The organism is Chitinophaga sp. Cy-1792, assembly GCF_011752935.1.
Classification (GTDB): domain Bacteria; phylum Bacteroidota; class Bacteroidia; order Chitinophagales; family Chitinophagaceae; genus Chitinophaga.
Genome location: NZ_VWWO01000001.1, coordinates 1852598 through 1879385, shown reverse-complemented (window position 1 = coordinate 1879385; position 26788 = coordinate 1852598). Strand labels below are relative to the sequence as shown.

The window sequence follows — 26788 nt, the reverse complement described above, 5'->3', positions numbered from 1 at the left end:
CAATTAAGTCGGCATTATTGTTAATTCATTACCAGGCTACAATACTTATCGGTAACAGATTTTGGTCTTTTGTGATAAAAGCTGTGGAACTTCTATCATTTCGCTGTAAAAACTACTCAAAGCAAACTTCTCTAAAAATAGTAAAATATTTTATTTCTTAACTGTGTCTGCCGTAATAATGCAGTACAATTTAGACAACAGCCTGTTAAATTATTAATAATCATACTAATATACATTATAAAGAACGAAAAAAATTTCGGAAGAATTTAACAGTTGGCTGATATCTGCAGAAAAGTATTACTTTTTGTTCGGTATTTTGGAATAAGGGAGTTGGGTAGAATCTGCATTTTTCCTGGCCTTTTCTCTTGCCGCTTCTTCCGTTCTCATCTTCCAGATACGCGCCTGCCGGCGTAATCGTTGTTGTGGGGAGAAATAGTAAGCTGCTGCCGTTATAAAAAACAACAGAAAGAATAACGGCAGTAATAAGGAGTATTTTCTGGACATAGGAATTCAAATAGTAACAATAAAGGTGGTTTTCTGCTTAACGTGTCGATTTCACCGATTTTCTTACAATTTATAACAAAAAAGTGAATCTTATTAAATCAGAATAGGGGATAATCGCCATATCAGACGTTATTAAAAGGTAGGGAACCCGGTGTCAGGGTCTTTACAGATTATATCAAACAAATGTTAAAAATTTATTATGAAATTTTCAGCTGGATAAACAATATTTTTTAATAATTGTTATTCGCTACAGACCTGTATTTTTAAGCATATTATAAGCCAGTTCCAGTATAGTATATATTACCTTTGCATTTAACCTTTACCCAATTAAGACATGAATATGATGTCAAGTGTGTTGAATGCAGTCGGTGAAACGGAACCGGGCCCTATTATGCGATCACTACTAAAGGTAGATTACTGACAGCACGGGAGCAACCTCCGGAAAACAGCACCAATCACAATTACGAGTTTTTTTGAATTACCTATTCGGGCAGCAATATATGAATGGTTATAGCATAGTAATGGGACCCCAGCGGCCGGATTTACTTCATACCGAAACCTTAGCAGCAATGTTTGCGAACACGGTCCAGCACCATCCGCATCATACTGCTATCATCTTTCAACAACAGACTTTTACCTATAAACAACTGGATCACTGGAGTGATGCAGTGGCCGCCATGTTGCAATCCCAGGGAATAGGTCCTGGCAGCATCGTTGGCGTCTGGTGGCCCAGAGGCGTGGAACTTCATGTAGCCATCCTCGGTATTGTCAAGGCCGGCGCCGGATATGTGCCCCTCGACAGGGAAATGCCGGCAGAACGTGTGGAAGGCGTACTGTCAGAAGTGAAGGCTGCCGCCTGCTTCAGCCAGGAACCCCTCCAGCTCAATGCCACCATACTTACCGTACCACCGGTACCTCTCGCAAACGACCATTTTGTGTTGGTTGCTGGTGCCACGCCGGATAATATCGCCTATGTGCTGTATACCTCCGGCAGCACCGGTAAACCTAAAGGAATACCTATCACGCACAAACAAATCTGCCACCTCATCAGGTCAGAACAGACTGTGCTCAATATCCAGAGCAGCGACAAAGTATACCAGGGCTTCTCCGTATCCTTCGATATGTGGTGCGAAGAAACATGGCTCAGCTACTTCGCCGCCGCTACCATCTGGGTAGCTGATGCTACCACCGCCAAAGCCATTGATGAACTCAGCGACACACTCAAAAAAGAAAAAATTACCGTTCTCCACGCGGTACCGAGTCTGCTCGCCATCATGGACAACGATATCCCCTCCATCCGCCTGGTAAACGCCGGCGGGGAAGCCTGTACCCCTCAGGTACTGGCACGATGGGGAAAACCACCCCGCGAGTTCTATAACAGCTACGGCCCTACGGAAACTACCGTCAGCGCCACCTTCGCACGCCTGCTCCCCGGAGATCCCATCACCATCGGCCACCCACTGCCCAACTACAACATGGCAGTAGTCGATGATAAGATGAATATACTCCCCCTCGGAGATCGCGGCGAACTCGTTATCACCGGCCCCGGCGTTGGAATGGGCTATATCGACCGCCCAGACCTTACGGCAGAAAAATTCATGGACAAACCCGCCTCCCTGGACGCTATCCCAGGAGATCGTGTATACAAAACCGGTGACGCTGCCATCATCCTGCCCAACGGAAACATCGACTTCCAGGGCCGCCTCGATGACCAGATCAAACTCCGCGGATACCGTATCGAACTCGGCGAAATAGAAAATAAACTCAACGATATCCCCGGTATCTCCGCTGCCGCCGTTGCCGTACGTAAAGACAGCAACGAACAGGACCAGCTGGTAGGTTATGTCGTGAAAGAAGCCGGCAATAACATTTCCGAGGCAGATATGCGCCAGGAACTGGCCCAAACACTGCCCACCTACATGGTACCCGGCGTCATCATGGAACTGGACGATATGCCACGGCTCCCAAGTGGAAAAATCAACCGTAAGGCACTCCCCGTTCCTGCTGCTTTTGCACAGGTAGCCGAACCACTGAAAATAGATACAACCGCACCACTCCCCGATCGCGTGATCGCCGTACTGGAAAAAGTCTTCCCGGACAAAACCATCAACCTCCAGGAAGATTTCTTCACCGACCTCGGCGGACACTCACTGCTGGCAGCTGCCTTCGTATCCCGCCTGCGCCGCGAAGCAGATATCCCACAGGCATCCCTGAAAGATATCTACATACACCGCCCGCTGCAAACACTGGTAGATACCTGGGCCTCCGCACCACAGGGAGGAAAAGCAAAACAACATTCCTTCAATAAAGTACCCTGGTACCGGCATACGCTCTGCTGGCTGGCCCAAACCATCAGCCTCCTGCTGATATTCGGCCTCTTTGCCATGCAGATATTCTTCCCTTACCTCGGATACTACTACGTAGTGGAAGATACCGGCAAACTCAGCTACGGCATCATGACCGCACTGGGTATGTTCTGCCTGCTCCCGCCAGTATTTACCATGCTGATCATCATCTTTAAATGGCTGGTCATGGGGAAAATGAAAGAAGGCGACTACCCGCTATGGGGAACCTACTACTTCCGCTGGTGGTTCGTTAAAACCATGCAGCGACTCATGCCTGCTCAATTCCTCCAAGGTACCCCACTCTACCCTACCTACCTGCGCTTCCTCGGCGTTAAAATAGCCGCAGATGCACAGCTGGGCTCCGTTACCATCGGTGCGGAAGACCTCGTAAGTATAGGCAGCGACGTTAGTATCAGCTCCCAGGCTGTTATCAACAACGCATGGGTAGAAGATGGTATGCTCAAACTCAGAAAAGTCCACCTCGGCGACCACGCCTATATCGGCAGCAGCGCAGTAATTGCCGGCGGTGCTACCATGGACAACTGGAGTGAACTGACAGACCTTAGCTATCTCCCGCAGGGAAAAACCATCGGCGAAGGCGAAATATGGCAGGGAAGTCCGGCCGTGCTCAAACAGAAAAAATCCATCAACGAACTGCCACAGCCACTGCCGGTATCCATGGCCCGACGCCTGAAATACAGCCTTGTATTCTCCCTGTTCCTGCTGGTATTCCCATTCACCGTACTGTTACCGTTACTGCCTACCATCATTACCATCAACAGACTGGATAATGCTGCGCCTGACTATAACTTCAACTACATGGTGATCACACCGGTGCTGGCATTAACGTATATCCTGCTGTTTACCACACAAACGGTAGTGCTTACAAGATTACTGCAATGGGGTATCAAACCGGGCATATACCCGATCTACAGCCCGTTCTATGTACGCAAATGGTTCGCTGACCAGCTGATGTCGCTGTCACTCATCGTTATACACCCGATATTTGCAACCGTTTATATCAGCTCCCTCTTCCGTGCACTCGGCGCTAAAATTGGTAAAAACACTGAAGTATCTACCGCCAGCAGCGTTACACATCCATTGCTGGAAATTGGCGACGGCGCCTTCGTTGCAGATGCCGTGACACTCGGAGAATCCGATGTAAGGGCCCAGCAGCTGACACTCGCAAAAACAATTATTCATAATACCAGCTTCGTCGGCAACAGTGCACTCATCCCGCAAGGATATGAGCTGCCAGAAAATATGCTCATCGGTGTGTTATCCACACCGCCATCAAAAGAGCAGATGGCTGCCGACAAAGCCCGCGACTGGTTTGGCTCTCCGGCCATTGCCCTGCCACGCAGACAGGAAAGCCGCTTCTTCCCGCCGGAACTCACCACCACACCAACCATGCTGCGTAAACTCGCAAGAGCCACCGCAGAATTTATCCGTATACTCATTCCGGAAACAGTGGTGATCTGCTGCAGTATACTCTTCATCGCCTATGCGCATGACCTGGTAACGCAGAAATCAATAGGGAACATACTCATACAATTCCCGTTCTATTACCTGTTTTTCCTCGGTATACCGGCATTCCTCTTCACCGTACTGCTGAAATGGATCATGGTAGGCGTCTACCATTCCAAACAAAGCCCGATGTGGACATCCGCCGTATGGCGCAGTGAAGGGATCACCTCCACCTACGAAGCGCTATCAGTGCCATTCCTGCTGGAATACCTGAAAGGCACACCATGGCTGCCGGTACTCCTGCGCTTCCTCGGTGTGAAAACAGGCCGCCGCGTATGGTTGTTCACCACCGACATTACCGAATTCGATATGGTGGAAATCGGCAGCGATTCCGCTTTAAATGACGACAGCGGCCCGCAGACGCACCTCTTCGAAGACCGTGTAATGAAAGTAGGCCCGATAAAAATAGGCCAGCGTAGCAGCATCGGCGCACGTACCATCATTCTCTATGATAGCGAAATCGGCGACGATGTAAACCTCGCACCTTTATCACTGGTAATGAAAGGAGAAAAACTGCAATCCGGCACCAGCTGGACAGGCTCCCCGATAAAACCTGATTACGAATGATAACATTAACGCATATACGTATCCGCGACTATTACGACGTAATGGCTGAAATGCTGCACCAGCTGCATCTATCGGAAAAAGAATTCTTCCCGGGCACCGCCGCCTGGGAAGATATTGCGGAGAACTACATGCAACATGTGATAGAAATGCAGGAAGATTGCGAAGGTACCTGTATCATCGCATGGGACCGCGACAAGCCAGTAGGCTTCATTTTCGCCTACCTCGAGTATCCTGATGAAAGTCGCATTGAAGATTATACCGGCGACACCTTATACGTTTCGGATGGCTATGTAGCGCCTGATTACCGGAGGATGGGCATCTACCGTAGTATGAACGAAGATCTGGAGAAAAAATATGTAGAAAAGGGCATAAGACGTATGGTCAGATATACGCTTACCAACAACAAGAGAATGCAGGCGTTTCTCAGCTCCAAAGACTATACGGCCACCCGGCTGGTATATGAAAAATGGCTTACGCCAGATGGACAACATCCCAGGAAAATCCTCTAAGCCACTATACCCCTACCTGCTCCCGGAAGAAAAACCCGCAAAAAAGCAATAATTAATCCTATTCCAAGATTCCCCTACATGTCATATTCCTGGTAATTCCCGGAAGTTCACCTGCCGTGAAAGCACCTACATTAGCACGTTCATATTAAACAAACTTTCACAGCTCGGCAATTAAATCAAAGGGAAAAAGGAAAATCATTAATGACGTTATCAATTCCAGGAAAAGAATCAGTCAGTAAATGGGCTCAACTACTAAATAACAGTGTCATTGTTATTTCATGGACATTAGCAATACTCTTCTTTACTATCCGTTATTGCTTCTCCTTTAACTTTGAACTCTATATTACGGACCATTATTACCTGTATACTATATATCCACTGGTTTTAATCATGCTCGCAGGCTGGTATTTCAGGATTGGTACAGGCTTTTACCCCAACATGTTTTTACTGATAATAATCTCTGTATTATCATGCCTGCTGCTATTCAGTACGTATTACTCCTTTGCCAATGAGTATTTTTCCGTTATCACAACCCTCTTTCTCCTATATTTTTTACTTGAGAAAGCCGGACCAGGTATATTTAACCTGGTTATACTCCTATTTGCCGGGATGTTCCTATTCCAGTTAGGCAAAGGCCTATGGCAGTTATATCAGCTGAATATGGAAGAAGTCAATTTTTCAGACGGCTTGTGGTTAACCGGAACATTGCAAAATTCAGGCGTCTATGCGATATACCTGGTCGTTCATTTACCAATAATGGACTGGTTGCTACGACAACGTTTGCTGGAAAAATATAAGGATCAAAAGATAATTAAAATATCAGTATACTCATTATATATCATCCTGGCAATTACAGCAGGTATATTGGTAGCGCTCAGCAAAAGCAGGACAGCATTGCTGTTGCTGACAGCACTGGGAACCATCATTATATCCGGAAGATATGCACCTGTTATAAACGTCTGTTTCAAGAAACTGTCGTGGCTATCAAAATGTCTGCTTCTTTCATTTCTAACAATATTAATATCAGCCGGCTGCTATTACATTTTTATGTTAAAGGCAGCTTCCGCCTACGGAAGGGTCATGAAGTGGCAGATTGCAAGCGCTCATATATATGAGCACTTGTGGACAGGTACCGGGGTTGGTCGATTTACCTGGTACTATCCTCAATGGCAGGCACAATACTTTCTGGAACATGGATCTTCATCACCACAAACTATTGCAAGCTCAGGGGAGAGCTACATTATTTTTAATGAATTTCTGCAATTACTTAATACAGTAGGTATCCCTGGAATGCTGGTAGTAGTTGTATTTCTCTTTAATTTTTACAAAGCTTCATCCAAAGCATACCAGCAACAGGTAAAAATGATAAAGCTGACAACTACGCTTATTTTAATTAGCAGCTGCACCTCCTATCCTTTCCATGTCAATGTATTTATGCTGCTGCTAGCCCTTTGTTTTGCGTTCGTTTTTAGTGTATCAGAAAAGCGAACACCTTTACCAAACTTCAAAAAGTTAACATCCACAGCTCTCAGCTATCTGCTTCTCACGATAGCCTTCTTACTTTTATTGTTTACCACCGGTTCCGCCTTGTACACTATGCATGCCAAATATCAATGGGATAAGTTAAAATACCTGTCTCCGTCTCCTGCCCTCACAGCAGAATACGAAAAACTGCAGCGTGAGTTACCTGCTGACGGAAAGTTGCTGACGTGTTATGGTGAAAATCTTTTACTGGATAGCGCCACAAATAGCAAAGCTGTCATAGTACTGGAATCGGCACGCAAATACTTCATCAGTAAAAGAACAATAGAAAAATTAGGGCAGGCTTATTACAATACAGGCCAATACGACAAAGCACTGGAAGTATATCAGTGGCTGGGATATTACCTGCCATCCCGCTTTATACCAAAGTATAAAGAAATGAACCTCCTGCTTCAAATGAAGGATACATTGAATTGCAGGAAAGTTGCCAGGTATATTACAGAGATGCCAGTAAAAGTACCTTCTGCAGAAGTCGATAGTATTAAATCAGCCGCAGCCCGGATTTTACAACCATGATAAGTTTTCAGTAAATAATACCATACGGTAAATATCTTGCCGTGATCACAATTATTTTTAAGCGTCAAAATATTTCTCAACCCAACTTTTTCTTATGTCTAAGAAACTATTGAAGCGGATAACTATTCCGTTGATTGCTGTTATGGCTGTTATTTCATTTTCTTCATTTACCGGTGCCGATGAAAACAATTATGGCACCTGCAATAAGGTGAATGACCATGTATGTAAAATTACTGCTAAAGATGGTACTACCATTCTTGATTCAACAGGTGCATGGACATCTAATTAAAATTACTTCACTCCCAGAACACTTATCATGAAAATCCGCAAATTATTGTTAGTGGCTGTCATTATCACCATAGGTTTTGCAGCCTCCGCTTTTACTGATGCAGGTGAGCAATATCATTGGACCTGCGATCAAAGCAACAATTCAAGTTGTACCGTCCACATGCCGGATTACACTATTTATTCGACTGGCGATATGATATGGCAGAAGTAATTCTGGCCATCATTTAAAGCGACAGCTATATTACCGGAAATAACAGCGCAACTGCTCTTTACAAAAAAATTATTATGAAAAATATTGTCTATTCATTTTGTGCACTTTTTGTTGCCACACTACTGTTTTCATTTACTGATGCCGGAGAAGGTAAATCCACCTGTGATGCTACTAACGACAAAACTTGTGTGGTAGTATTCAACGACGGTACAAGAGTTGATGCCACCGGGGTTCCTCATTGGCAATAATTATTCCTTTTAGAACAGATACCTATTCGCTGCCAATATTCGTATTGGCAGCGAATCCCTCTTTATTTCAGTCGGACAAAATTACCAGTATTAATAGTACAAGCTATACTCCGACAACTATGAACCGACAAGCATTATGAAAATTTTCAGCATATATCTATGCTTATTTGCGGGGCTTTTAATGCTCAGCTGTAACAATTCTTCCAAAAATTACCAGTTTTATAAAGGTAAAGTTTCCATCAGCTATAAATCAAAAGAGGATGGATATACGTGGAATTTCAGCAGAAACTATACAGATACCCTCGCAGAGGTTTCCCGTACCGAGGTTGCTTCTTCTTCTCTTTTAAGTATCAAGCAAATAGATACAACCCTGATGGGAGCACTCGATTTCAAAAATGGAACAATACATTTTTTGTCTGCCAAAGACCTGCGTTCCCTGTTCACTTTTTCGCTGCACAAAAGGACCCAGATAATGAATTATGAATATATCAATAACGATCTTCGCTTTTATGATTTTAGTGACAGGCGTTTAAAAATATTTCACCGGGAAAGCAACCCGACTGACCAGCCGGATTTCAAACAAATCAGCACCCGAAGCATCCCGGCGAGTGCGGCCGTTTTCAGAGCAATGTTCCTCACAGACAGTACCACCATACACTTCCAGCCAAATGAAAAATCAGCAGATGCAAACTTTATAATCAGGAACTTATTTGCAGGAGATTCAATAAAACATAATTACGATCTGAAAGAAATTATTGGCACTAAAGATTCAGTACCAGGAATTGAGTTAGCCTACGACGGTAATTTCATATCCGCTTCAAATTCAAATTATGTCGTATTCCATTGTTCATTTACCGGCTTTTTTATAGCCTTCGACAAGGCTACCGGGGAGTTCCGATATGCATCAAAGACTGTTGATCAGACACCCGCTCCTAAGGCCTATTACAAAGAAATTGCGCCAGGAGTACAACACCAGGAAATCTCCCCTAATGTAACCTTCTTTCCTGGCAGCAGTATAGATGGCAATCAGCTATTCCTGCTTAATTCCATAAATGCAGACAAAGTGCCTACTGTAGATATCTATGACCTTTCAGCAGGCGGAAAATATAGGAAGAGCTTCTATATTCCGGAACTGGATAATAAATTTCCTCCGATGAGCATTGCTGTAAGTGGTAATGTCGTATCTGTCATGTACCGTAAAAGCATTATAGTGAAATACCTGATAAAATCTGATCTATGAAAAAAATTCTGAAGGAGGCAATAGTTGCCCTGCTGGCATGTGCGCTGGCATTTATGGCAATACTACATATCAAACACAAAGATGCGATTGCTACTAAAATTGGCATGAGCCATTTCTTTTCTGTGGCCACAGTAGGATGGCTGGCAATTGCATTACCGGTGTTAAACATACTGGCAATGCTGTTCCTGATATTCAAACGAAACAAATGGTCTTTCATTGGTTCTGCCGGCATAATACTGTTTTACCTGCTTTATAACCTGGCATTATACATATATACAGACAGTGACTGTGGCTGCGCAAGTATTATTCAGAATGTAGCCATTACCACGCAGCTTATAGGATTTGGATTTCTATTTACCTGTTGTATATTCCTGATTATATTTAATCGCGCTCAGACATCAACAGCTGTGTGATAAATTATTTTAAAAAGCCCGGTATGAATATCAGTAAATGTCGTTTAATTGCTTTGTTAGCACTAGTGCTATCCTTTTCCAAGACAGTATTCTCGCAGGAGGTTACCAAAATCAGAATTGATCCGGCATCGGCCTACGGCGGTAATGTCAATGACTTTTTTGAAAAAATTGAGTATATCCCACTGGAAACCAATAAAGAAAGTCTGTTTGGCGATATATCACGGCTGATCATTACAGACAAAAGCTATATTGTATATGACTGGGATACAAAAAGCATTTTATTCTTCGCTACTGACGGTAAGTTTATCTCCCGATTTAAGGAGTCCGAAAATACACAATTAGATATTTTCCTTGATAAGCAAAAAGAGGTAGTAAATTTATTGATATATAATACCGTTACCGAAAAGACAACACTAAAATTGTTTACCACTGATGGCAAAGCCATTCCGGCATCCTCAAAAAAAGCAGTGGATAACAATGGTGAAGATTTTGTTCCCCTAGGCAATAATTATTACGCCAGCTTTACCAATATTCATCTTGGTCATGGCGTGGTACCCAAAGACAGTATTTATCATCGCATAAATATTTTTAAGGGAGATAATCTTTACAAATCATTGCTGCCTATTAACCAAAAAGACAATCTGGGTATCTGCATGCTGAAAGGCTACTTTAAAAAACTGCGAATAGTACAGGATGGCAGTTTTTTTATCGCATTACCGTTGGAACACCTGGTGTATAAAGTAAATAAAGATAAAGCTGAAAAGGTTTACCAGTTTGTTTTTCCGGCAGACAGAACTATTTCCAGATCATACTATAGCTCTAATAATGTCAGTGTAATTGATAGCATTAGAAAAACGTTGAGCCAGGACCAGAATATTATTATGGAAGTCAGCAATATTTTCCAGAAACCGCCCTATTTATTCTTCAAGATTAATACCAGTGTATACATTACTCAGGCAGGTTCTGAGAGTAAAAATCAATACAACTTTGCATATAATTTATCCACCGGGCAACTAATTTCAATGGAAAGACTGACGCCGGATGCGGCAAACTTTTACCTACCCTTTTTGGGACAGAGTGCACGTGTTAATGGCCTTGACTATTATTCCAATCATTTCTATTCTTCAGTTTCCGCACTAAAATTGTTCGCAGAAAAAGAAAAGAACAAAGACAAAAGTCCACAATATCCGGCAGTACTGGAACAGTTCTTTCAAACCCAAAACAGGAAGAGTAACCCAGTGATTGTAAAAATGAAAATGAAAGGATAAACAACTGGTAGCCGGGGGCGATAATCAAGTCATACATGATAAGATTATTCTTTCCCGGCTATTTTTTGCGCGTAAATATATCACCTGAAAATATGGTAATAGCCATGGTAAGCCTCTCCCTTGTTATTAAAATTTTATCAAGTCATCTTTTTTCAGGCAGAGTTATTTAAAAATAAATAGAAATTATACTTATATTGTTAAGAAATATTAAAAACAATATGGTATTAAAAATATAATTTTAAAATAAGACTTATAACCCGGCATATTTAGGGTTTAAATGGAATTTTCAACCAACGTTAGCTGTCGACAATTAATAAAGAGACTATCAACCTAATCATACATTATTACCCGGGCAAATCTGGAGGCATGAATCGAATAGCTGGTTATTAATCTGGTCTTTCATTCCTGGTCTGCCATTTTCAGCCTTTTAATTATCAATTCCCTATGTTGCCACTAATTATTGAGAGGCTATCGGCAATCGACTATCTTATTACCCATAAAAAAACCGGTACACCGCTTGAACTATCAAAAAAACTCAGGGTTTCAGAACGCTCGGCCAGACAATACATTACGTGTTTAAGGCAACTGGGAGCCCCTATTGCTTTCAGCAGGACCTATAAAAGCTATTACTATAAAGAGGAAGGGTATTTTAATTTCCAATTTACACTTACTGCTCTCAGTGAAGATGGAAGTCTGAAACAACTCAATTAATTGTTCTGCCATTATTTAAACGTTTACCGACGCTTGAAATATCTCGTATTTTCTTTTCTGGCTATCAGTTTAATATTAAACTGCATTATAGTTGAAGGTCAAGTCAAAAATTCCAGTACAAATATTGGCAGTATTAAAGGTGCTGTTAAAGATTCCACACAGAATTTCGTCCTTTCCAGTGCAACCGTTGCCGTATATAATCTGTCCGATACAACACTGATACAATTCACCATTCCTAATAATTTTGGTGAGTTTACCATTAGTGCATTACCCCTGGATATTCCTTTACAACTGGTAATATCTCATATCGGCTATAAAAGCCTGACATATATATTTACTCTGGATAAAAATCGTACAATTATTAATACAGGTACACTTTATATCCATCAGTTTACTGCTGAAGATAAAGGAGGCAGATTACAGGAAGTACAGATAACAGCACTTGCTCCTGTCAGAATGAATGGTGACACGCTGGAATTTAATGCTGATGCATTCCGGCTTGATACTGCTGCCACAACTGAAGATCTGATTCGCCGTTTGCCAGGCTTTACCATATGGGGCGACGGCGATATAACTTTTAATGGCAAAAAAATTAATGCAGTAACAGTAGATGGCAAGCCTTTTATGGGAGGATCTATTACCAGCGTCACCCAAAACCTGCCCAAAAATGCAGTGAATAAGCTACAGGTATATCAACAGGCAAACGAAAAAAATCCGCTGGATTCAACCATGTTTGCCAATATCATCCTGAAAGAAGATAAAAAGTCCGGATACTTTGGAAAAGCCGCCGCCGGACTCGGAACCGATAAACGATATGCTGCTGATGTCATGCTAAGTGGCTATAACAAAAAGTTACAATCAAGCCTTGTAGCAGCCACCAACAATATAAATAAGCTGGCCGATAACGTAGACCTACTATTTAAAAGTAGCGCATTTAAATCTGATGGAATCAATGTTGACTATCAATCAAATTTTAATATGAATGGTCTTAACAAACCAGTAATGGCCGGCGCCCGGTTTCAATATGATTTCGTTCCGCAGGTAGCCTTTCAAACGACTAACAGGCTCAAATGGGACTATTTTCTGAATAACAATACTAATCAAACACTGGAAACAGGTCGGGGAATAACGTTCCTGGGGCCAGATTCCACCATAACCCGAGACTTTCACAATAACAGTTTTTCCAATACTACCAAACACGCGTTCAATGCACAATATGAGAAAAGCACGGAATATAATGTACTTAAAATCTCAGGTACTGCCAATGCACTGAACGACAACAAAACCGCTGAAAACAATAGCATAATTAGCAGAACCGCTGATGGAATCATCAGCAGCAGTCATACAATGACCGATACCCACAATAACTCCTGGGACATAAACCTGGGAATGGATTACACCAAACGTCAGAATCCATATGATAAAAAAAGAGTCTCCAAGGCATTTAGCTTTAGCTATTTTTTTAAAACTGCCGGCAAATATGGTAATAGTAAAAATGTAAGCGACTTCACTTCTACTACCTCTCCAACGGCTAATATGACCTTTGACAGACTCTATTCCCGCCTGAATGAATCTGGATTCGCACATACCTTTAATATCATTTACCCCGGACTCAAACCGCTCATCTTTGGAAGAAACACCAACCTTGCTGGCATTACGATGAGTGCTATTACGCAAGTATTATTACAGAACCAGGTAAATGACGACATAGTACTGGACCGCGACCTCCTCAAAGGCGACTATACGATCAACAACTATTTATCCAACCACAGAAAGGCATACCGGCAGGATTTCACACCAGGGTTATCCTTCACCAGGACAATTATGAGAGGCCTTACCAATAGGTATGGCCGGTATGCATATATCGAAGTAAATGTTAAAAATAAATTCTTTAAATATAGAAACGAGGGGGCCCAAAACATTCAAAACTTTAACTACGCTTATTCCACTTTTGTTCCAGATGCATCTTTTACCTATACGGATCATCAGTACGGGAACTATGAATTAAAATCAAATTTAAACTATAACAGGAATGTGAACTTCCCCGATGCGAATAAAATAGCACCGTTAACAGACAGTTCCAACACCACCTACATTTATAAGGGAAACCCTGGTTTGAAACCGGAATATGAAACAAAAATCTCTGCCAGCCAGGAATTAATTACCCGTAAATCAAAAAATCCATTTTCTGCAGTACTGGCTTTTAACTACCTCTCCATCAAAGACAAAATGATTGACAGCCTGGTATATGACAGTTTGGGCAGGCAGGTTATTTATGCAGCTAATCACGACGGATACCGTAATATAGTTGTTACGGGAACATTGAAAAAGGCTATAGAAAAATTAACTAAGACCTATGAAATCAATGGGCGTTATATACTCACTTTTGTGAAATACCCGCAATTTATCAATGGCACTATGAATTTATCCAATGGCGTCAATCAATCAGAAGTTCTTGGATTAAGTTTCCGTGTACGTGATTTCCTAAACTTTTCACTGGAAGAAGGCATCGATTTTTACGCTACCGTACAACAAGGATATAAAAGTAATACGTTTAAAAGCTTCAACCAGCATGCTAAGTTTGCAGGATCAATTCAATTTCCAGTAAACGTAATCTGGAACAGCAATATAACCTATAACAAAAATAGCTCAAACAACACGACTCCCATTTATTACACCATTTGGAATGCCAGCGTAGCATATCGCTTTCTTCCTGCAAACAAGGGCGAAATAAAAATATCTGCACTTGACCTGTTACACGAAAATAAAGGCATCATTAATAATATTAATGGGAACACCCAGTTTTTCACAGTCAATAATGTACTCCGGCAATATTTTATGATTACGCTCTCCTATTATCCAAGGAAATTTGGTAAATAAGTAAGATAAAAAAAGAGTTATCAATACAGTTGAAATACCATGTATTGATAACTCCTTTTCAAATAAAACGTATTTCCATATTCCCGACCAGGTATTCACCTAGAACATACCTGACTGCTCCAGTACATATTTCTCCCCTTCCTTCCTGAAAGACCTGAACGTATACACATTTTCATTTGAGATATCCCTGACTGGCAGTACATCTGTACACTCACTCGTATATAATAACTGACATTTATTAACTGTATTAAAGGGACTAACTAAAGTAAGGTAACTAAGGTTCTTTTCAGGAAAGGAAAACCCATTGAAAGTTACTATCCTGTTAGCAACTGATAGTACCTTCTTCTCTGCCAATTGCTTTATTATCTTGTTATTGTTGACATCTCCCAGTAATAAAAGATTGTAATGCTGAAGATCAGCAGCAGTAACGTTTGTATCTAACTTTTTTGGGCAGGAAGAAAAATATTTACGTCGCCAGTTTTGAGAGAATATGGCCTCAAGATTTCCAGCCTCAATACCATATACCAACAAAACCGGTTTACAAAACACTTCCTCTGGCGTATGAGACTCATTCTCTTTAATTGACTCAATTACCAGGTCAACGTCTTTACGATTACTTTTAATACACGAGAATACCGGATTGCTATTCAATTTAATGTAAACTTTTTCACTAGATATTGGTAAATCCTGAACACGTATTGTCACTTTACCAATATTATTGCTATGGATAAGCAATGTATCACCAGTTAACCGGGCATTTATAGTTCCCTGGGAATGCGGCCTGAGATCGTGCACTGACAGCCATCCACTGCTGTTATACTGGGTCGAGTATGTTGAAAATCTGATTTCTGCAGGATGTAATGCCCTATATTTATTTTTAAAGTAAACAAACACATCACGGTAATAATCTCTGGGGGCACTAAGATGGCTGCCTTCTTTTGCAATCAGTAGTGAGGAAGAATTAAAATTGCGTTTATAATCATCATAAAAAGATTTTATTCTATCTACCGGCACCTTCTCATCTCCTATGCTACATTTGATAAATACATGACTGTTATAGAGATTCCCTAACAAATCAGTGGTCTCTAAATGATCATGTGGCAAAGAGTCTGAAGCAACAGGTCGATCCAAAACGGGATTAACCAATGCACAGCCGGCGATCAGATTAGGCCTTCGTACAGCATGTACCAGCGTTTTGGTGGCGGCGGCACTATTACCTAGCACAAATATGGCTGTTGTATCTATGTTACAGGTTGCACTTGCATCTTTAATACATTCTGTTAGGTCATGGTAGCTTATAGCATTCACACCAGGATTTCCACGGAGATTAACCCACATCACCGCAAAACCGTTTTCATCGGCCAGACGCGAATCCCAGGACAGCTGATCATAATTGGATATAAACCAGCTTTTAAGCAATGGCGCATCATTATTGGTGGGAAAGGGCATAATAACCAACAACGGAACTTTTTGGCCTCGCTTCATCATCTTTGTATCAGCATGAAAAAGATAGTATTGCAAGCTCGTATCCAGTCCTGACCTGAATCCATGGATAAATCCTTCGTATGGAACCTGTTTGCCTGGATTAGCTTTACACCTCCTGAAATAGCCTGATAATTCCTTCGCAAACTGTATGCGATTACGATCCCAGTACCTGACCGTAGAAAAATCACCTGTTACAAAAGTCTTCAATAAATATGAAAGCCTTCCGAAGGCGGCATCCAGGTTTATACGATCCCTGTCAGAGCCGACACTACCTGCAATTTCTTCATAATCAGCTGACAATCTCTTAAAATAATCTTTGAAATCTCCATAATAAAAATCCTGCTTAAGTGTACCTTTCGAAGTTTGCACCTCAAGACTGATTAACTTTTCCTGGAGACTGTCTGCCAGCGGCAATGTTGCATATCCTGTCAGCGTATCTGTAGCCAGTTTGTTTAACCCCGCCTGTTGAATAATAAGACCCGAATCATCTCTTAGTATATAATGTACGGTAGTATCACCAATATATGGTCCTATGTAAATACCAGCAGCTGATCCTGCGGGAATACATGATTTCTTCAAAATATCAAATGCATATTCTCTGGCATAATTTTCCCGGGCGTAGTCTGCTGTTGCAATAGCGGCGCTAAAATGCCAGTGCGGGATGGAAGAAGAAAAATCATGAACACCGACCTTAACCATCAGCGTATTTTCTCCTTTATTCAAATGAACAGGAATATAGTCTTCATAAAATTTAGCCTGGCTTTTTTTAAATGGAAGTGCGTACATCAATTTATTATTCAGATGAACCCGGAGTGCCTGAGCCGCATTGACGAGTAATACCACATTGGTATCCTGGTTTGAATATAACGTTGTCAGGAGGTATTTTACAGCAGGTCTTCTGGCGGTGTCATTCAGTAGCTGTATCAGTGGATAAGAATTAGTATCAGTCTCCCACTTTATCTTTTTACTTGTAAATATTCCAGGAAGTTTGTTAAAGATATTAAGTTCAATATTATTCTCATCAACACCGGCTATGGAGAGATAATTGGAATCCATGTACCTGCCTTTTGAAACGGCAGCGGTATCAGCATAAAATGAAGTGGTTATATTCCAGTGAGTGATGCGTTCAACAGCATTTGATTGGGAGAAAAGTCTGTTTTGGATAGTTTTTTCCTGATGTGAACAACTGCAAAAAAAGAACACTACAAAAAGTAGTTTCAAACAATAACGGGACATAGGGATCGTTGGTAAAAATTGAGATTAAATATACATATTCAATCACGATTTTCAAACAATTACAGCAGGTATCACTAACATGAAAACTTACGTTCAACGTAACAGCAATCAAAAAAAATGGCAGCCGCTGATACCGCTGCTAATACATTCACTAACGTGGTGATTTATTCATAACAGCGTCGGGCAAATCGTTCGCGGCTGCCGGTATCCTTAATTATCTATTGCGTGGTCACGTCGTATTTTGCCGCCACTGTAAGCCATTTTGGCCGTCCAGTCGGCAGCAGGTGCTGTCCAGAAGCTATGTGCTGCCGGTAATCCCAGTGGCAGGAAGCTATTGGTGCAAAGGTACAGACTACCGGTAGAAATATATCCTTCGGCGATCTCCGGCTGATGACCACAGAAACCTATCTGTAACCAGCCATCTTTATCAAATGTACCTGGCGCTTCATAAATTCGTTTATTCACTGCCGTTAGTGCGGACCTTACCTGTGCCGGATTGATTTCCTTTGGTAATTGTTCCTGTAGTGCCAGCATGGCCAGCGGCTGAAAAGCGCCACTGCGGTAAGGCATGGAGCGCCCCACTACCGGAAAGGTGCCTTCCGGCGATATCTGTCTTTCCAATATAACGCCATAGCGTTGCATACGCGCATGTGCGAGTTCGTATTGCTCTTTGCTGCCCACGTTCTTCTCTGCCATTACACGCAGGGTTTCTGTGAGCATGGGATGCATTACGAAGGCATTGTAATAATCGAAGTGAAATTTAGTACCATCGCCGTACATGCTATCTCCTTTATACCAGTCCATCATTTTCTGCACCGCAAAATCTACTGGTTGCCTGTCCCAGCCGGCATCTACCTGCAACAGAAATGCTTCAATGATGGCAGAAAACAGTACCCAGTTATTGGTATAAGCCCTGATGCTGCGTAGCTCCTTCAAGGCAGTAATCGTTTGCTGCTGAACGGATGCTGGCAGTTTTCCCCATATCTGGTCTTTGCCACGAAGTAAACCCAGCGCCAGGAAAGCGCCGTCCACCAGGGGCTGCGAGTCGAATTTACCGGTAAAGTTCATGAAGTCGGGCGAGCCGGGATTAGTAGCATGGTCCATGGCGGCATGTGTAGCTGCTAACAGCCTTGCTCTTTGAATACCTTCAGGTGTATTGTCTGCAGGGAGGTTGAGCCATGGCGCCAGCCCTGACATCGTACGACCGAAGGCTTCGAGGTAGGTTACTTTATCTACCGGCTTTGCATAATCAGGCCCCTTTTCTGTTGGCATCTGTGCCTTCAGTTTCCCTTCGCTCAGTGCATTTATAACGGGATTGGATATACGCAAAAGTAACTGTACGTTATAATCTCTGTCGCTGGCGGGTTTGGCAGCAGCTGTTGCGGCGAGGTCGCTGGCAAAACCTTTTTCAGTGGATAATGTAGAAGCGATACCGGCAAGGGGTACGGCCTGTAAAAACTTTCTTCTGTTCACTAGCTGGGATTGAAAAGGTAATCAAATATTAAATTACTCCTTAGCGAAAGCGCCCACCGCCCCGAAGGGGCGGAACTGAAAAGCAGTAGCGGAGCTACTGCTTTAATAATCATAAATGCTTTATGAGCTTTTAATAACTTAAAATTTTTGTGATCGCTACAGCGTAGACACAAAAAAGGGGGTATCGGAAAACCGACACCCCGTTGCCTTTAAGATATTATTTAGCCCATTGTTTATAGCGCAAGAGCGCCTCAACAAAATAGTAATCCGCATAGGTCAGCGGCACGTCTACCTCAGAATTATGAGGCAGTGAGCCCACGCTATGCATGAGGATGAAGTCATTGTTTTCACCTTCTTGGGCCAGGTAGGCAGGGCTGCAGAGGCTGGTCAGCATTTTCTCAGCTGAGCCCCAGTAGCGGTTGCCGGTGGCTTTGTCGGTGTACTTGCTCAGTTCCAGCAGTGCGGAAGCTGCTACAGCGGCAGCGGAAACATCACGCAGTGCGTTAGGAATGTTTGGAGCGTTGTAATCCCAGTAAGGCACGAGATCAGCAGGCATATTCGGATTGTTCAGAATATATTCTGCGATGTGTTTTGCCTGTTCCAGGTATTTTTTATCTTTTGTTTCACGGTACATCATGGTATAGCCATAGAGGCCCCATGCCTGGCCGCGGGACCATGCAGAGCTGTCTGCATAACCCTGGTGTGTTTTTTTCTGTACTACTGCGCCGGTAGCAGGATCATAGTCTATCACGTGATAGGAACTGTAATCCGGGCGGAAATGATTTTTAATGGTGGTGTTGGCATGCGTTTTTGCGATCTCCGCAAATTTTTTGTCGCCGCCGGCTTTGGTGGCCCATGTCAGGAGTTCCAGGTTCATCATGTTATCGATGATTACCGGGAATTTCCAGGTGCCATGGTCCCAGGATTTGATGCAACCTACAGTCGGGTTAAAGCGGGTAGATAAGGAAGCTGCGCTGGTCAGCAATACGGCCTTGTAAGCAGGGTCTTTGGTAATACGGTAAGCATTGCCGAATGGGCAGTACATCATAAAGCCCAGGTCGTGCGTACCTTTATTGTTTTTTTCTTTTTCGATGATGGCCATACGTTTCAGGGCTTCCGCCTTGAATGCAGGATCTTTGGTATACTCATAAAGATACCATTCGGTACCAGGATAGAATCCGGAGCACCACCAGCGGGAATTAGATGTTTCCAGTGTACCGGTTTTGCTGGTAGTTTTTGGCAGTACAGAATCAGGTAGATGCTGGGCCATCAGCTTATACTGACGCGCGGCAAATTGTAAGGTTTCATCTGCTTTCTTCAGCAGCTCTTTGTTGGCTTTCCCTTGTTGTGCATACGATTGCATACACAGTACAGAGAGTAATAATGGAATAATAAGTTTTCTTTTCATGATTTCGTTTATGCGTCTGAGTTATGACAAAGTCATTTTCTTTTTGGTCGGCTTAGCTTTTCCTGCGCTTGATTGTCTTTCTATGAGCTGGATAGGAATGATTTCCTGTGAATAACGTGGTACTGCGGTTTGTTTACCGTTGATCAGTTCCATCAGTGCGGCCACTACTCTTTCTCCCATCATCCCCGGAAACTGGTCTACAGAGCTAATGGGCGGCGTAACGATTTCCGTACGGGGATCGTTGGAATACCCAACAATCTTAACATCTTCCGGCACCTTCAGGTTAATTTTTCTGCAATACTCCATGATAGTAATGGCGGTAGTATCATTGGAAGCGAAAATCCCGTCCGGGTAAGGTTTCTGAGCAAATATTTTCTCGCAGGTCTGCCAGGCGTTATCTCTGGTCAGCTCCTGGTAAAAGACACGGTTCTTTTTAAAGGTAAGGCCGTGTTCCTGTAAGGCATTTTTATAACCTGCCACCCGATCGCTGTAAAGACAGCAGGTGAGCGGGCCGGAGATATGCACCACATCCTTGCAACCTTTGTCTATCAGGTGTTTGGTAGCAGTATATCCACCGAGGTAATCATCCCCTTTGATCACTTTTACGTTGTAATCTTTAGGTACCCGGTCAAAAAATACCAATGGTATGTTATTATCTCTGAAAACATCAAAATGGGAAAAATCAGTGGTATATAACGTGGTAGAAACTACCAGTGCATCTACCCTGGCGGAATACAGCGTATTGACCAAAGTCTTTTCCTGTTCATAGGAGTCGTTAGACTGGCAGATGATCAGGTTATAGCCATATTCCTGCAATTTATTCTGGATGATGGTAGAGATGGTTGCAGGAAAAAACATCGATATCCTGGGCACTATCAAACCAATCGTTTTGCTTTTATTGTTGCGTAATCCGGCAGCCAGTGCATTCGGTCGGTATCCCAGTTTTCGCGCCATTTTCTTCACGCGTTCTTTCGTACGTGCGCTGATGTTGGGATGGTCGTTGAGGGCCCTGGATACTGTGGAAACAGACAATTGTAGTTCTTCCGCAATATCAACGATTGTTTTTTCTGTACGTTTGCTCATGGAATATGTATGCTTTTTCCTGCAATGGTTATGTTAATTATCTGCCCATCCAGCCGCCATCAACGGTAAGGATGGTGCCATGTACGTAATCGGAGGCTTTGGAAGCCAGGAAAACAACAGGGCCGTCAAAATCTTCAGGTTCGCCCCAGCGGCCTGCAGGTATACGGTCCAATATGGAAGTACTGCGCTGCTCATCTGCACGGAGGGCAGCAGTATTATCTGTGGCGATATATCCCGGGGCTATGGCGTTCACGTTCACTCCCTTAGAAGCCCACTCATTGGCGAAAGCCTTCACCAGTGAACCTACGGCTCCTTTGCTGGCTGCATATCCCGGTACGTTGATACCGCCCTGGAATGTCAGCAGAGAGGCTGTAAAGATAATCTTTCCCTTTCCTCTGGCAATCATCCCTTTACCAATTTCTCTGGTCAGGATAAATTGCGCGTTCAGGTTGGTATTGATCACGGTATCCCAGTACTCATCCGGATGCTCTGCAGCCGGTTTACGCATGATGGTACCGGCATTATTCACCAGGATATCAATTACAGGCACTTCCTGCCCTAACTGGTGAATAAAGGTATACAATGCCTCTCTGTTGGAGAAATCGCACTGATAAGCCTTAAAACGCCTTCCCAATGCGGTCACTTCACGCTCTACCTCTGAGCCACTCAGCTCCAGGGAGGCAGATACGCCGATGATATCAGCACCCGCCTTTGCCAGTGCTACTGCCATGGCTTTCCCGATACCTCGCTTACATCCTGTTACCAGGGCTATTTTTCCGTTTAATTCAAACATTATTTCTTTGTTGGAATGTTATTCTGTAAGGTTATTGCAATCTTGTTATTTACCCGCTGGGAGAAGTTCTCCAGGTAGTTAAACCACTCGGCGGAATTAGCGATCCATCCTCCCTTGCTCCAGGTAGCACCGGCATAATAAACGTAAGGTTTATCATTTTGTGCGATGCCCGGCGTCAGCAGGTGTACATCATCTGTTTTCATACCTGGCTTTCCTTCAGGGAACACGCAACCCAGGCCAATGGTTCCATCTTCGCCATGCTGTGGCTCCCAATATCCCATTACACCGGTTTTTTCATCCAGCAGAATGGTGCCCGGCTCCTTACGTTTTACGATGCCTGTTACAACAGGCAGCTCTTTGCCTTTAAAGCTATATTGCAGGGAGATACGGTTCAGTTGTGAACCTGCATCCAGACTGATCGTTTTGGTAACGGTTACGGGTATACCGCCCGCATTCCACTGCTCGTAGGTAAGTGCAAAAGCAGTACGCAACGGACCATTATCCAGCGTTTTCTGCTGACGATAATTTTTAGGGTAACGGATACTGTCATTAACAACAGGTGCATTATCACCCGCCCCCAGTGTCAGTCCTACACTATAGAAATCAAGTCCCTGGCCATTATCATGATGATAGTTATCTGTCTTGTACCATTCGTTGATCACCAGCTCTTCGGTACGTTTAGCCCAAACATCAATACCAAAAGCCATTTCCTTTGGAACCTGCTCCAGCGCTTTACCATACATACGATAAGCCATACGGTCATTTTCCCATGCATAGTCATCCTTACGCTCAGGAACGTAGCGGCCATAAGCTCTCGCTTTCACTGGTGCCGGCGTGCCTTCCTTTACCAGGGCTGTTACCGTAGCTCCCGGTGCAGCATTGATCTGCAGGAGAATAGAAGATGGTGTTTTTTCACCATTATAAATCAGCTGATATGGAATTTCCTTACCAGTAACGGCATTGACTATACGGAAAGATTTTGCAGCGGTTTTAGGCTGTGCCTTTGAGAAAGTAGCCATATCCAGTTCCACAATTTCCCCGGGACGGTCTACACCAATATTGTTGGTCATCTCAATGGCTGTACCTCCCTGTTGTCTGATATCAAATTTTATAATTTCAGAACCTGCCAACAGGAATGCACCTACGCCATAAACGTCGGTATCTTCTGCGGTAGCCTTACCGGGAGCGGCTGCAACAACCTGTACAAAACCCAGTTTACCATTAGGTTGCACACAGCTTACCAGCGCCTCCCAGCCTTTTTTAATGACAGGCATAAAATCTTTTGCAGGAAGGATATTGTTATTCACTCCCCACATTAATGCATATACGTAAAATCCGGTACCACTTGTTTCTTTGGAAGGATAACTATCCGGATCAAGCAAACTGGCATGCCAGGTGCCATCGTTGTTTTGCAACGCGGCTATCTTGTAGGCCATCTGCTTAAACTGTTCTACAAACTTCGCTTTACCGGCGTATGTAGCAGGCATATTATCCATCATACGTACCAGTCCGCCCATTACCCAGCCATTGCCACGACTCCAGAATACGCGCTTACCATTGGCTTCTTTCTTACCGAAATAGCTGGCATCGCGATAGTATAAACTATCTTCTTTGCTGTACAGGAAGTCGCTGGTTTTCCACCACAGCTTATCTGCGGTAGCCAGGTATTTAGCATCGCCGGTAGCAGTAGTAAGATAAGCCAGTGCGGTAGGTCCCATATAGAGCGCATCGCACCAGGCCCATTCGCGATGGTGAATACCGTTTACCCATTCCAGTGACTCGGTATGCGGCGCAGCCACGATACTGTCTGCCAGCTTACGCCAGCGTTCAATCATCCTGGGTTCTTTATAAATAGTATACAGCTGTGAATAGGTTTGACCAATGCAATATTCATCTGCAAAGAATCTATCCGGACCGGTATTCCAATTGTTATCAGTACCTACTCTGACAAGGCGCTGCATAAAGAATGGATTTTCCGATACCTGGGCCAGCTTGAACATCCCGGTATACATGGCACCGTTTGTCCAGTTGGTTTGCGGATTAGACCAGCCTCTGTTATCGAGTTTGTTCCATTGCCAGGTGGCAACTTTTTCCATCTGACCTAAAATAGCCGGAGCATTAAGGGTAGAATCACCCACAGGCAGGCATTTTGCCGTGGATGCGTGGAATAAGGCAAGTCCTGAAAGACTTGCCATTACTATGTTTCTTATCATGATGACGGTTATTATCAGTTACTATCGTAGCTCGGTAATTTTGCAATGGTCCATATCACCATAGTCCAGGTTTTCACCTGCCATACCCCAGATAAACGTGTAATTGCTGGTACCTGCGCCGGAGTGAACAGACCATGGCGGAGAAATAACCGCCTGTTCGTTCTGCATCCAGATATGCCTGGTTTCCTGCGGCTGACCCATAAAGTGGCATACAGACTGTCCTTCCGGTACTTCAAAATAGAAATAAACTTCCATTCTTCTGTCATGCGTATGTGCCGGCATGGTATTCCATACACTGCCCGGTTTCAGTTCGGTCATACCCATCTGTAACTGACAGGTTTCCAGTACAGAATTTACCAGCAGTTTATTGATAGTACGGTGGTTAGATGTTTCCAGGGCACCCAGGGTCACCACTTCCGCTTCATTTTTTGTAACCTTTTTAGTTGGATAGGTATGATGAGCAGGTGTAGAGTTCAGGTAGAATTTAGCCGGATTAGCAGCGTCTTTACTACGGAAAGTTACCTGTTGTGTACCTTTTCCGATATATAAAGCTTCTTTAAAAGCAATTTCATATTGTACGCCATCAGCTTCTACAATACCATCTCCTCCTACGTTGATCATTCCCAACTCTCTGCGTTGCAGGAAATAATCAGCTTTCAGCAGGTCAATAATTTCCAGTTTCAGCGCTGTTTTCACAGGCATTGCACCACCGGTCAGATAACGGTCGAAATGGGTATGTACCCAGGTGATTTCATCTGCCTCAAATACACGCGGTATCAGAAATGCCTCTCTCAGTGTAGCAGTATCCATCTGCTTTACTTCAGCAGGACTGCTTGCATAACGGGATTCATATTGTTTGCTCATAATACTTTATCTGTTGTTATTAGTTTTTACTGATGTTTAATAAGTAACGTGGTAATCTTTTTTAACCGGTTTGCCGGACCATACTTTCTGCGCCGTCCATTCTGCGGCAGGTGCAGCCCAGAACGGGTCTTCGGCTGGCAATCCCAGTGCCAGGAAGCCATTGGTACAGATATATAAACTTCCGGTAGAAGTATAGACATCTGCCACTTCCGGCTGATGACCACAGATCCCCAGTTGCAGCCAGCCGTTTTTATCGAAGGTACCTTCCTGCTCAAAGATCCGTTTCATGATGGCTGTCATGGCACAACGTACCTGTGCAGGTGCAATTCCTTCCGGTAGCTGGTGCATCAGCGCCAGTTGTACCAGTGGCTGAAATGCGGCCGTACGGTAGGTCATCGACCTGCCTAATGCCGGATAGGTACCATCTGGTGCGATCATACGTTCCTGCAGTTCTGCAAAACGCTGCATACGCTTCATCGCCTGATCATAGTCGGCCTTGCTTCCCTGTTTATTGTCGGCAAGCACTTTCAGCATATCCGTCAGCATAGGATGGATGACATAGCCATTGTAGTAATCCAGTGAAAACTGCGGCCCGTCTGAATAGAAGCCATCCCCGGCATACCACTCTTTCATTTTCTGTGTGGCTACCATGGTGCGTAGTGGTTCAAATTCTTCGTTGATAGACGACAGGAAAGCTTCCACCATACCCGCAAAGAGTAACCAGTTATTATAGGCAGGACGTATACGTCTGAGCTCTTTCAGCTCGGTGATAACGTTTGCTTTTGTTTTATTGTCCAGCGGCTTCCAGAAGGTATCCGGTGCACGCATGAATGTCTGACATAAATAGGCGGCATCTACCAGCGGCTGCCCTTCCTCGCGGAAGTTGAGGTAATCTGCTGCTGTAGGATCAACTGCATTGGTAATACCCTGTAATACCTGCTCTCTCATTTGCTTACGCACTTTGCCTTCTGCAGTGCTGTCGTCCGGCAATGCCAGCCATGGTGCCAGTCCGGATATACAGCGTGCAAAAGCTTCCAGGTAGGTTACCTTTTCCAATGCCAGTCCGTATCCCGGGCCTTTTTCTTTAGGCATGTTCTTTTTCAGCGTGCCTTTGCTCATGTTCTCCACTACCGGGCCGGCTATCTTTTGCAGTAGCTTTGCCTGGTATTCACGGTCCGATATAGCAGCTGCGGCTAAATTATTTTCTGCAGTTGTTCCTGTTCCTGCCAGCGCCCTGGAAGGTGCTGCCATTCCCGCTATTCCGGCCAGCGGGGCCATCTTTAAAAAATTCCTTCTTTCCAAACGATCTGGTTTTTGCTGTTTCTGTCAGATGCCGGGCTATTAAAACCCTAATTTAATGCAAACGTTTGCAATAATCCAAGCGATATTTTATGCAATCGATTATAATACACGCCGGTATTGCGTTTGCGGCATTGAAAAAATATTTGGTGAGCTGGGCAGCCA

19 protein-coding genes are annotated in these 26788 nt (G+C 43.6%); 10 read left to right on the top strand and 9 right to left on the bottom strand.

From position 1 onward, the window contains the following. Positions 1–297: 297 nt before the first annotated feature. Complete coding sequence (locus tag F3J22_RS07690) at positions 298–504, bottom strand: hypothetical protein (protein ID WP_167015878.1); 207 nt, start codon at positions 502–504, stop codon at positions 298–300. A 569-nt stretch (positions 505–1073) separates the two neighbouring features. Here F3J22_RS07690 and F3J22_RS07685 point away from each other — a divergent pair. The 10 genes from F3J22_RS07685 to F3J22_RS07640 all read left to right on the top strand — a co-directional run bounded on the left by F3J22_RS07685 (position 1074) and on the right by F3J22_RS07640 (position 14769). Further along, the gene (locus tag F3J22_RS07685) at positions 1074–4943 is read left to right on the top strand and encodes a Pls/PosA family non-ribosomal peptide synthetase (RefSeq protein WP_205195158.1); all 3870 of its coding nucleotides are present in this window, start codon (positions 1074–1076) and stop codon (positions 4941–4943) included. Beyond that, positions 4940–5452: a GNAT family N-acetyltransferase gene (locus tag F3J22_RS07680; RefSeq protein ID WP_167015876.1), complete on the top strand. Its 513-nt coding sequence runs from the start codon at positions 4940–4942 to the stop codon at positions 5450–5452. The genes F3J22_RS07685 and F3J22_RS07680 overlap by 4 nt, the downstream gene beginning before the upstream one ends. A gap of 201 nt (positions 5453–5653) precedes the next feature. Further along, positions 5654–7510, top strand: coding sequence for an O-antigen ligase (locus F3J22_RS07675; RefSeq protein WP_167015874.1), 1857 nt, complete (start codon positions 5654–5656; stop codon positions 7508–7510). Between the two features lie 94 nt (positions 7511–7604). After that, positions 7605–7799 (top strand): hypothetical protein, encoded by a 195-nt coding sequence (locus F3J22_RS07670; protein WP_167015872.1) that lies wholly within the window; start codon positions 7605–7607, stop codon positions 7797–7799. 284 nt (positions 7800–8083) lie between these two features. After that, entirely contained in the window at positions 8084–8257 is a 174-nt protein-coding gene (locus tag F3J22_RS07665) for a hypothetical protein (RefSeq protein ID WP_167015870.1), read from the top strand. A 181-nt stretch (positions 8258–8438) separates the two neighbouring features. Continuing rightward, positions 8439–9497 (top strand): hypothetical protein, encoded by a 1059-nt coding sequence (locus tag F3J22_RS07660; protein WP_167015868.1) that lies wholly within the window; start codon positions 8439–8441, stop codon positions 9495–9497. Next, entirely contained in the window at positions 9494–9910 is a 417-nt protein-coding gene (locus F3J22_RS07655; RefSeq protein ID WP_167015866.1) for a MauE/DoxX family redox-associated membrane protein, read from the top strand. The genes F3J22_RS07660 and F3J22_RS07655 overlap by 4 nt, the downstream gene beginning before the upstream one ends. A 23-nt stretch (positions 9911–9933) precedes the next feature. Next, positions 9934–11178 (top strand): 6-bladed beta-propeller, encoded by a 1245-nt coding sequence (locus F3J22_RS07650; protein WP_167015865.1) that lies wholly within the window; start codon positions 9934–9936, stop codon positions 11176–11178. 444 nt (positions 11179–11622) lie between these two features. Further along, the gene (locus F3J22_RS30815) at positions 11623–11889 is read left to right on the top strand and encodes an HTH domain-containing protein (protein WP_167015863.1); all 267 of its coding nucleotides are present in this window, start codon (positions 11623–11625) and stop codon (positions 11887–11889) included. A 33-nt stretch (positions 11890–11922) separates the two neighbouring features. Next, positions 11923–14769, top strand: coding sequence for an outer membrane beta-barrel protein (locus F3J22_RS07640; RefSeq protein ID WP_167015861.1), 2847 nt, complete (start codon positions 11923–11925; stop codon positions 14767–14769). Between the two features lie 99 nt (positions 14770–14868). On the opposite strand, the gene F3J22_RS07635 is transcribed toward F3J22_RS07640, so the two are convergent. The 8 genes from F3J22_RS07635 to F3J22_RS07600 form a co-directional block, all read right to left on the bottom strand. Then, positions 14869–17490, bottom strand: coding sequence for a S9 family peptidase (locus F3J22_RS07635; protein WP_167015859.1), 2622 nt, complete (start codon positions 17488–17490; stop codon positions 14869–14871). 210 nt (positions 17491–17700) lie between these two features. Continuing rightward, positions 17701–18963, bottom strand: a complete 1263-nt coding sequence (locus tag F3J22_RS07630; RefSeq protein ID WP_167015857.1) for a DUF2264 domain-containing protein — start codon at positions 18961–18963, stop codon at positions 17701–17703. Positions 18964–19180: 217 nt separating this feature from the next. Further along, on the bottom strand, positions 19181–20371 hold the full coding sequence (locus tag F3J22_RS07625) for a glycoside hydrolase family 88 protein (protein ID WP_167015855.1): 1191 nt from the start codon (positions 20369–20371) through the stop codon (positions 19181–19183). Between the two features lie 21 nt (positions 20372–20392). Beyond that, positions 20393–21454, bottom strand: a complete 1062-nt coding sequence (locus F3J22_RS07620; protein WP_167015853.1) for a LacI family DNA-binding transcriptional regulator — start codon at positions 21452–21454, stop codon at positions 20393–20395. Between the two features lie 37 nt (positions 21455–21491). Beyond that, entirely contained in the window at positions 21492–22247 is a 756-nt protein-coding gene (gene kduD, locus F3J22_RS07615; protein WP_167015851.1) for a 2-dehydro-3-deoxy-D-gluconate 5-dehydrogenase KduD, read from the bottom strand. Then, positions 22247–24460, bottom strand: a complete 2214-nt coding sequence (locus tag F3J22_RS07610; RefSeq protein WP_167015849.1) for a DUF4861 family protein — start codon at positions 24458–24460, stop codon at positions 22247–22249. Before F3J22_RS07610 ends, kduD begins: the two co-directional genes overlap by 1 nt. A gap of 21 nt (positions 24461–24481) precedes the next feature. Next, a complete protein-coding gene (kduI, locus tag F3J22_RS07605; protein WP_167015847.1) occupies positions 24482–25324 on the bottom strand; it encodes a 5-dehydro-4-deoxy-D-glucuronate isomerase in 843 nt (280 codons plus the stop codon). 36 nt (positions 25325–25360) lie between these two features. After that, complete coding sequence (locus F3J22_RS07600) at positions 25361–26626, bottom strand: DUF2264 domain-containing protein (protein WP_167015845.1); 1266 nt, start codon at positions 26624–26626, stop codon at positions 25361–25363. Between the last annotated feature and the right edge of the window lie 162 nt (positions 26627–26788).

Coding starts and splice junctions, on each gene's coding strand:
- F3J22_RS07690 (WP_167015878.1), bottom strand. CDS start 504: ATGTCCAGAAAATACTCCTTATTACTGCCGTTATTCTTTCTGTTGTTT.
- F3J22_RS07685 (WP_205195158.1), top strand. CDS start 1,074: ATGTTTGCGAACACGGTCCAGCACCATCCGCATCATACTGCTATCATC.
- F3J22_RS07680 (WP_167015876.1), top strand. CDS start 4,940: ATGATAACATTAACGCATATACGTATCCGCGACTATTACGACGTAATG.
- F3J22_RS07675 (WP_167015874.1), top strand. CDS start 5,654: ATGACGTTATCAATTCCAGGAAAAGAATCAGTCAGTAAATGGGCTCAA.
- F3J22_RS07670 (WP_167015872.1), top strand. CDS start 7,605: ATGTCTAAGAAACTATTGAAGCGGATAACTATTCCGTTGATTGCTGTT.
- F3J22_RS07665 (WP_167015870.1), top strand. CDS start 8,084: ATGAAAAATATTGTCTATTCATTTTGTGCACTTTTTGTTGCCACACTA.
- F3J22_RS07660 (WP_167015868.1), top strand. CDS start 8,439: ATGCTCAGCTGTAACAATTCTTCCAAAAATTACCAGTTTTATAAAGGT.
- F3J22_RS07655 (WP_167015866.1), top strand. CDS start 9,494: ATGAAAAAAATTCTGAAGGAGGCAATAGTTGCCCTGCTGGCATGTGCG.
- F3J22_RS07650 (WP_167015865.1), top strand. CDS start 9,934: ATGAATATCAGTAAATGTCGTTTAATTGCTTTGTTAGCACTAGTGCTA.
- F3J22_RS30815 (WP_167015863.1), top strand. CDS start 11,623: ATGTTGCCACTAATTATTGAGAGGCTATCGGCAATCGACTATCTTATT.
- F3J22_RS07635 (WP_167015859.1), bottom strand. CDS start 17,490: ATGTCCCGTTATTGTTTGAAACTACTTTTTGTAGTGTTCTTTTTTTGC.
- F3J22_RS07625 (WP_167015855.1), bottom strand. CDS start 20,371: ATGAAAAGAAAACTTATTATTCCATTATTACTCTCTGTACTGTGTATG.
- F3J22_RS07620 (WP_167015853.1), bottom strand. CDS start 21,454: ATGAGCAAACGTACAGAAAAAACAATCGTTGATATTGCGGAAGAACTA.
- kduD (WP_167015851.1), bottom strand. CDS start 22,247: ATGTTTGAATTAAACGGAAAAATAGCCCTGGTAACAGGATGTAAGCGA.
- F3J22_RS07610 (WP_167015849.1), bottom strand. CDS start 24,460: ATGATAAGAAACATAGTAATGGCAAGTCTTTCAGGACTTGCCTTATTC.
- kduI (WP_167015847.1), bottom strand. CDS start 25,324: ATGAGCAAACAATATGAATCCCGTTATGCAAGCAGTCCTGCTGAAGTA.